This window comes from Caldisericia bacterium (assembly GCA_021158845.1).
Taxonomy (GTDB): Bacteria; Caldisericota; Caldisericia; order B22-G15; family B22-G15; genus B22-G15.
In genome coordinates this window covers 1-2,830 of sequence record JAGGSY010000133.1, presented here as the reverse complement: position 1 = coordinate 2,830, position 2,830 = coordinate 1, and the positions used below count along the sequence as shown (strand labels likewise).

At 34.2% G+C, this 2,830-nt stretch carries 3 protein-coding genes; 2 read left to right on the top strand and 1 reads right to left on the bottom strand.

Going from position 1 to position 2,830, the window contains the following annotated elements:
* Positions 1-881, top strand: an 881-nt coding sequence (locus J7J33_04915) for an S-layer homology domain-containing protein (GenBank protein MCD6168628.1), incomplete at its 5' end; no start/stop codon positions are given.
* On the top strand, positions 878-2,251 hold the full coding sequence (locus J7J33_04910) for a hypothetical protein (protein ID MCD6168627.1): 1,374 nt from the start codon (positions 878-880) through the stop codon (positions 2,249-2,251). The genes J7J33_04915 and J7J33_04910, both read left to right, overlap by 4 nt.
* Here the strand turns inward: J7J33_04910 and J7J33_04905 are convergent.
* Positions 2,225-2,830: DUF401 family protein (locus J7J33_04905; protein MCD6168626.1), on the bottom strand; the 606-nt coding region annotated here is incomplete at its 5' end. The genes J7J33_04910 and J7J33_04905 overlap by 27 nt on opposite strands.

Genomic DNA, 2,830 nt, shown 5'->3' with positions numbered 1-2,830 from the left:
CTCTTCCTGAGGGGAAGACAAAGGTATTAAAATTAAAATTTAAAATTACAGAAGGATGTAAAGAGTATAAGAAATTTGTTCTAAGTTTTAATGATAATAAAGAGGAATTTAAAATATTTGTTAATTGTTTAAAGATTTATCATCATGCAATAATCTCTGGTTTTCCAGATGGAAGTTTTAAACCAAATCTTCCATTAAAAAGGGTTGAAGCCAGTGCAATCATAACCAATGCTCTTTTACTTAAATCTTCCACCTCCTTCCTTCCAAAGGATATTCTCCCTAATTATTGGGGAAGTGGGTTTGTGTCCTCTGTTGTAGGAAGTGGGATAATGAGAGGTTATCCTGACGGAACATTCAAACCAGAGAGATATATGACGAGGATAGAGGCAAGTGCAGTTATATTTAAAATCCTATCTTTAAGAGAAGATTATTCAATAGGATTTAAAGATGTGAAGAAGGATTACTGGGGAAGAGGAATAATTGGTGCCGTGGTTAAAGCAGGAGTAATGAAGGGTTATCCTGATGGAACATTTAAACCCGATAGATTTATTACAAGGGCTGAGTTTCTCGTAATTGTCCTTAAGGCTATTGGTAGAGGAAAGGCAAGTTTCAATGTTTCAAGTATGTTTAGTGATGTTGATTCAAATTTCTGGGCTTATCCATTTATCATTGAAGCCACTGTTCCCCATGTGGTTATAAATCCAGAGAGGGTGGGAGAGATTAGGATAAAGGATAGAGTTTTTCCTGTGTTTAGTGAAAAATTTAATTCAATAGTGGAAATTGTTAAAGTAGGTGATAAAATAAAAGTGAGCCTTCCATTCCTTTATCCTGATTTAAGGGAGGTGGAAATAACTGTTAGTAGAGTAGGTGTTAAACCATGAAGAAACTCACCATTATTCTATTAATAATCTGTCTATTGGCAGGAGGGGTATTCTTCCTTTATAAAATAGGATTTATTACATTCAGGAGAGCAGACTTCTCTGGTAATCTCTACCCCCCAAAAAACTCAAAATTCTATCTTTACTACGATCTTAGCGATATTCCTCTTGAGAATTTTATAAAGGATGAGAAATTAACTAACTTCCTGTCTTATACTGAAAAAAATGGTTCAATCTTCTTTGTTGAGGATAAAGAGAATTCTTTTGTTGCATCTATAAATGCAAAGAGAGGAAAGGGTGATGAACTTGTCATGTTCCTTACAGATGAGATTAAAAAAAGCGGGGGTGTTGTTGAGAAAAAGAAGATCTCTTCTTTTACAGTTTATGAAATTGTTCCTTCATCAGAAAATCTAACACCTTACTCTCCCGTATCCCAACCATTCTATGTCTCCAATCTAAAGGATACAGTTATCTTTACCACATCTGTTGATACCTTCAAAAGTGTGATATATACAAAAAAGAAAGATTCACTCTTAAATACAGAGAGCTTTAAGAAGGTGATTGATAAGGTTCCATTAGATTCAAATATATTTGGATACTTTAATGTTAATTCTCAAAATATTGGTGAGGGAGGTTTTTATACAGAACTTCATGAGGATGCTCTCTTTGTGAAGGGTTTTTACAATAAAATTAATCCCACAACGCCAGTTCCCCTCTCCGAAACAATTTTAAGATTTGTAGGTAAAGACCCTTTCTTTATATTTGGAGTTAGAGGACTTGGAAATTTTCTATCTCAAGCTGTATCTTCTCTTCAGGAACAGAATCCCCTGATAGCTGGTTTTACTCAGGGGCTTGATATATTAGGTTTCCTATCACTTTTCAAGGAAGATGTAATAGTATCCCTCAATATGAAGGAGGAAAAACCAGACTTTGTTGTTGTCTCAAATCTTAAAGGAGCAAATGATGTAAGTAAAAAAATAGAGAATTTTAAAAGTTATCTATCGCAAAACTTTAACTTTTCCTTTATAAGAGTCCCCTTTGAAGATGCAGAGCTTATTCTTGGTAAAAGTTCATCTGGTGTAAATATAGCCATATCAATTCTTTCTAACTTTCTATTCTTGGGTAGCGAAGAAGGTGTAAAAAATTCAATAATCTATGGGAAGATTGGAGAGAGTAAGACTTTAAATGAACTTTTGAAAGGCTTGGGTTCAGATATTCAGGGAGATATAACAACCATACTCTTTCTGGATTTTTCAAAATTGAAAAATTTTGGTAAAGATAAAGTTCAAAACCTATCCAGCATCTACTTTGTTACGCTGGAGGAGAAGAAAGATGCAAATTTCATATTAAAAGTGGAGCTTAAGAAGGAGTAGATAGAGAAGAGAGGATACTGTTGATACAAAAATTACAGAGGGGATAATTAAGGAGTAAACCTTTCCTAAATTTGCTTTAAAATACCTCACAGTTACTATCAAACATAGATGGAGGGGAGACAGGAGAACGCCTGCCACTGCGCCTGTAAATGCAAGTCCCATCAGTGAAAGGGAGAGTTTTCCATTTATAAATAGGAAACTCTCTATCAACGGATAGGAGATACCAACAGATGTGGATGTGATACCTGTAACAAAGGTTACTATAAAAGGAAGGAAAAAGAGCAGAATAAGAGGACTTACATGAAGGGAAGTTAACTCAACAGATACTCTGCTTGCTATTCCTGAATTCATGATATTCTTAAAGAAGAATATCCCCAATGGTAGAAGGTAGTTCTCCAATTTAAAAGATTTTAAGAAATATTCCTTAATCTCTTTAGATTTTGGTTTTAAAAATATGAGGCTAAGAATTGTGGTTATAAGTATTGCATATACAACATCAAGTGAAACCACTGTGGAGAGAAGTATTATAAGGAGTATTGGAGAGAAATACTTTAAAAATTCACGGAAACTACCCTTCTC